The organism is Pseudomonas sp. BIGb0381 (assembly GCF_024809815.1).
In the GTDB taxonomy this organism is placed as follows: Bacteria; Pseudomonadota; Gammaproteobacteria; order Pseudomonadales; family Pseudomonadaceae; genus Aquipseudomonas.
In genome coordinates, this window is record NZ_JANUEN010000025.1 from 1 (window position 1) to 5405 (window position 5405).

Annotated in this window: 2 tRNA genes and 3 rRNA genes; all 5 read left to right on the forward strand. The window is 51.2% G+C overall.

The annotated features are described in order from the left end of the window. Positions 1-216 precede the first annotated feature (216 nt). Positions 217-1753 (forward strand): 16S ribosomal RNA (locus M2397_RS30225). Between the two features lie 83 nt (positions 1754-1836). Then, positions 1837-1913 (forward strand) — tRNA-Ile (locus M2397_RS30230). 30 nt (positions 1914-1943) lie between these two features. Then, a tRNA-Ala gene (locus tag M2397_RS30235) sits at positions 1944-2019 on the forward strand. 248 nt (positions 2020-2267) lie between these two features. Next, positions 2268-5159: ribosomal RNA gene (locus M2397_RS30240) — 23S ribosomal RNA — on the forward strand. A 157-nt stretch (positions 5160-5316) separates the two neighbouring features. Beyond that, positions 5317-5405 (forward strand): 5S ribosomal RNA (rrf, locus tag M2397_RS30245); the annotation flags it as partial.

The following is a 5405-nucleotide window of genomic DNA, read 5'->3' on the forward strand; positions in this document are numbered from 1 at the left end:
AAATGAGGCTGCTGTAGAATGCGCGCCTCGGTTGAGACGAAAGCTCTTAACCAACCGCTCTTTAACAACTGAATCAAGCAATTCGTGTGGGTGCTTGTGGAGTCAGACTGATAGTCAACAAGATTATCAGCATCACAAGTTACTCCGCGAGAAATCAAAGAATAACCAACGATTGCTGAGCCAAGTTTAGGGTTTCTTAAAAACCCAAAGATGTTTGAACTGAAGAGTTTGATCATGGCTCAGATTGAACGCTGGCGGCAGGCCTAACACATGCAAGTCGAGCGGTAGAGAGAAGCTTGCTTCTCTTGAGAGCGGCGGACGGGTGAGTAATGCCTAGGAATCTGCCTGGTAGTGGGGGATAACGTTCGGAAACGGACGCTAATACCGCATACGTCCTACGGGAGAAAGCAGGGGACCTTCGGGCCTTGCGCTATCAGATGAGCCTAGGTCGGATTAGCTAGTTGGTGGGGTAATGGCTCACCAAGGCGACGATCCGTAACTGGTCTGAGAGGATGATCAGTCACACTGGAACTGAGACACGGTCCAGACTCCTACGGGAGGCAGCAGTGGGGAATATTGGACAATGGGCGAAAGCCTGATCCAGCCATGCCGCGTGTGTGAAGAAGGTCTTCGGATTGTAAAGCACTTTAAGTTGGGAGGAAGGGCCATTACCTAATACGTGATGGTTTTGACGTTACCGACAGAATAAGCACCGGCTAACTCTGTGCCAGCAGCCGCGGTAATACAGAGGGTGCAAGCGTTAATCGGAATTACTGGGCGTAAAGCGCGCGTAGGTGGTTTGTTAAGTTGGATGTGAAATCCCCGGGCTCAACCTGGGAACTGCATTCAAAACTGACTGACTAGAGTATGGTAGAGGGTGGTGGAATTTCCTGTGTAGCGGTGAAATGCGTAGATATAGGAAGGAACACCAGTGGCGAAGGCGACCACCTGGACTGATACTGACACTGAGGTGCGAAAGCGTGGGGAGCAAACAGGATTAGATACCCTGGTAGTCCACGCCGTAAACGATGTCAACTAGCCGTTGGGAGCCTTGAGCTCTTAGTGGCGCAGCTAACGCATTAAGTTGACCGCCTGGGGAGTACGGCCGCAAGGTTAAAACTCAAATGAATTGACGGGGGCCCGCACAAGCGGTGGAGCATGTGGTTTAATTCGAAGCAACGCGAAGAACCTTACCAGGCCTTGACATCCAATGAACTTTCTAGAGATAGATTGGTGCCTTCGGGAACATTGAGACAGGTGCTGCATGGCTGTCGTCAGCTCGTGTCGTGAGATGTTGGGTTAAGTCCCGTAACGAGCGCAACCCTTGTCCTTAGTTACCAGCACGTAATGGTGGGCACTCTAAGGAGACTGCCGGTGACAAACCGGAGGAAGGTGGGGATGACGTCAAGTCATCATGGCCCTTACGGCCTGGGCTACACACGTGCTACAATGGTCGGTACAGAGGGTTGCCAAGCCGCGAGGTGGAGCTAATCCCAGAAAACCGATCGTAGTCCGGATCGCAGTCTGCAACTCGACTGCGTGAAGTCGGAATCGCTAGTAATCGCGAATCAGAATGTCGCGGTGAATACGTTCCCGGGCCTTGTACACACCGCCCGTCACACCATGGGAGTGGGTTGCACCAGAAGTAGCTAGTCTAACCTTCGGGAGGACGGTTACCACGGTGTGATTCATGACTGGGGTGAAGTCGTAACAAGGTAGCCGTAGGGGAACCTGCGGCTGGATCACCTCCTTAATCGACGACATCAGCTGCTCCATAAGTTCCCACACGAATTGCTTGATTCATTGAAGAAGACGATAAAGAAGCAGCCCGAAATTGGGTCTGTAGCTCAGTTGGTTAGAGCGCACCCCTGATAAGGGTGAGGTCGGCAGTTCGAATCTGCCCAGACCCACCAATTTTGTGTGGGAAACGCCTGTAGAAATACGGGGCCATAGCTCAGCTGGGAGAGCGCCTGCCTTGCACGCAGGAGGTCAACGGTTCGATCCCGTTTGGCTCCACCACTACTGCTTCTGACGTATGAAAGCTTAGAAATGAGCATTCCATTGAAAGATGGTGAATGTTGATTTCTAGTCTTTGATTAGATCGTTCTTTAAAAATTTGGGTATGTGATAGAAAGATAGACTGAACGTTACTTTCACTGGTAACGGATCAGGCTAAGGTAAAATTTGTGAGTTACTCTGAATTGAGTATTATCGAATTTTCGGCGAATGTCGTCTTCACAGTATAACCAGATTGCTTGGGGTTATATGGTCAAGTGAAGAAGCGCATACGGTGGATGCCTTGGCAGTCAGAGGCGATGAAAGACGTGGTAGCCTGCGAAAAGCTTCGGGGAGTCGGCAAACAGACTTTGATCCGGAGATGTCTGAATGGGGGAACCCAGCCATCATAAGATGGTTATCTTAAGCTGAATACATAGGCTTAAGAGGCGAACCAGGGGAACTGAAACATCTAAGTACCCTGAGGAAAAGAAATCAACCGAGATTCCCTTAGTAGTGGCGAGCGAACGGGGACTAGCCCTTAAGTGGCTTTGAGATTAGCGGAACGTTCTGGAAAGTACGGCCATAGTGGGTGATAGCCCTGTACGCGAAAATCTCTTAGTCATGAAATCGAGTAGGACGGAGCACGAGAAACTTTGTCTGAATATGGGGGGACCATCCTCCAAGGCTAAATACTACTGACTGACCGATAGTGAACTAGTACCGTGAGGGAAAGGCGAAAAGAACCCCGGAGAGGGGAGTGAAATAGATCCTGAAACCGTATGCGTACAAGCAGTGGGAGCCCACTTTGTTGGGTGACTGCGTACCTTTTGTATAATGGGTCAGCGACTTATTTTCAGTGGCGAGCTTAACCGAATAGGGGAGGCGTAGCGAAAGCGAGTCTTAATAGGGCGTCTAGTCGCTGGGAATAGACCCGAAACCGGGCGATCTATCCATGGGCAGGTTGAAGGTTGGGTAACACTAACTGGAGGACCGAACCGACTACCGTTGAAAAGTTAGCGGATGACCTGTGGATCGGAGTGAAAGGCTAATCAAGCTCGGAGATAGCTGGTTCTCCTCGAAAGCTATTTAGGTAGCGCCTCATGTATCACTGTAGGGGGTAGAGCACTGTTTCGGCTAGGGGGTCATCCCGACTTACCAAACCGATGCAAACTCCGAATACCTACAAGTGCCGAGCATGGGAGACACACGGCGGGTGCTAACGTCCGTCGTGAAAAGGGAAACAACCCAGACCGTCAGCTAAGGTCCCAAAGTTATGGTTAAGTGGGAAACGATGTGGGAAGGCTTAGACAGCTAGGAGGTTGGCTTAGAAGCAGCCACCCTTTAAAGAAAGCGTAATAGCTCACTAGTCGAGTCGGCCTGCGCGGAAGATGTAACGGGGCTCAAACCATACACCGAAGCTACGGGTATCACGTAAGTGATGCGGTAGAGGAGCGTTCTGTAAGCCTGTGAAGGTGAGTTGAGAAGCTTGCTGGAGGTATCAGAAGTGCGAATGCTGACATGAGTAACGATAATGGGTGTGAAAAACACCCACGCCGAAAGACCAAGGTTTCCTGCGCAACGTTAATCGACGCAGGGTTAGTCGGTCCCTAAGGCGAGGCTGAAAAGCGTAGTCGATGGAAAACAGGTTAATATTCCTGTACTTCTGGTTATTGCGATGGAGGGACGGAGAAGGCTAGGCCAGCTTGGCGTTGGTTGTCCAAGTTTAAGGTGGTAGGCTGAGATCTTAGGTAAATCCGGGATCTTAAGGCCGAGAGCTGATGACGAGTTAACTTTTAGTTAACGAAGTGGTTGATGCCATGCTTCCAAGAAAAGCTTCTAAGCTTCAGGTAACCAGGAACCGTACCCCAAACCGACACAGGTGGTTGGGTAGAGAATACCAAGGCGCTTGAGAGAACTCGGGTGAAGGAACTAGGCAAAATGGCACCGTAACTTCGGGAGAAGGTGCGCCGGTGAGGGTGAAGGACTTGCTCCGTAAGCTCATGCCGGTCGAAGATACCAGGCCGCTGCGACTGTTTATTAAAAACACAGCACTCTGCAAACACGAAAGTGGACGTATAGGGTGTGACGCCTGCCCGGTGCCGGAAGGTTAATTGATGGGGTTAGCTAACGCGAAGCTCTTGATCGAAGCCCCGGTAAACGGCGGCCGTAACTATAACGGTCCTAAGGTAGCGAAATTCCTTGTCGGGTAAGTTCCGACCTGCACGAATGGCGTAACGATGGCGGCGCTGTCTCCACCCGAGACTCAGTGAAATTGAAATCGCTGTGAAGATGCAGTGTATCCGCGGCTAGACGGAAAGACCCCGTGAACCTTTACTATAGCTTTGCACTGGACTTTGAATTTGCTTGTGTAGGATAGGTGGGAGGCTTTGAAGCGTGGACGCCAGTCTGCGTGGAGCCAACCTTGAAATACCACCCTGGCAACTTTGAGGTTCTAACTCAGGTCCGTTATCCGGATCGAGGACAGTGTATGGTGGGTAGTTTGACTGGGGCGGTCTCCTCCTAAAGAGTAACGGAGGAGTACGAAGGTGCGCTCAGACCGGTCGGAAATCGGTCGTAGAGTATAAAGGCAAAAGCGCGCTTGACTGCGAGACAGACACGTCGAGCAGGTACGAAAGTAGGTCTTAGTGATCCGGTGGTTCTGTATGGAAGGGCCATCGCTCAACGGATAAAAGGTACTCCGGGGATAACAGGCTGATACCGCCCAAGAGTTCATATCGACGGCGGTGTTTGGCACCTCGATGTCGGCTCATCACATCCTGGGGCTGAAGCCGGTCCCAAGGGTATGGCTGTTCGCCATTTAAAGTGGTACGCGAGCTGGGTTTAGAACGTCGTGAGACAGTTCGGTCCCTATCTGCCGTGGACGTTTGAGATTTGAGAGGGGCTGCTCCTAGTACGAGAGGACCGGAGTGGACGAACCTCTGGTGTTCCGGTTGTCACGCCAGTGGCATTGCCGGGTAGCTATGTTCGGAATAGATAACCGCTGAAAGCATCTAAGCGGGAAACTAGCCTCAAGATGAGATCTCACTGGGACCTTGAGTCCCCTGAAGGGCCGTCGAAGACTACGACGTTGATAGGTTGGGTGTGTAAGCGCTGTGAGGCGTTGAGCTAACCAATACTAATTGCCCGTGAGGCTTGACCATATAACACCCAAGCAATTTGACTACTCGAAAGAGCATCAGATTGCGGTGTGTGAAGACGCAATGAACCGAAAGTTCGATGCTCACAAAACACCGACAGCTGTCACATACCCAATTTGCTGAAGCGAGGCCAACTGGTCACGACTCAGTACCCGAATTTCTTGACGACCATAGAGCATTGGAACCACCTGATCCCATCCCGAACTCAGTAGTGAAACGATGCATCGCCGATGGTAGTGTGGGGTTTCC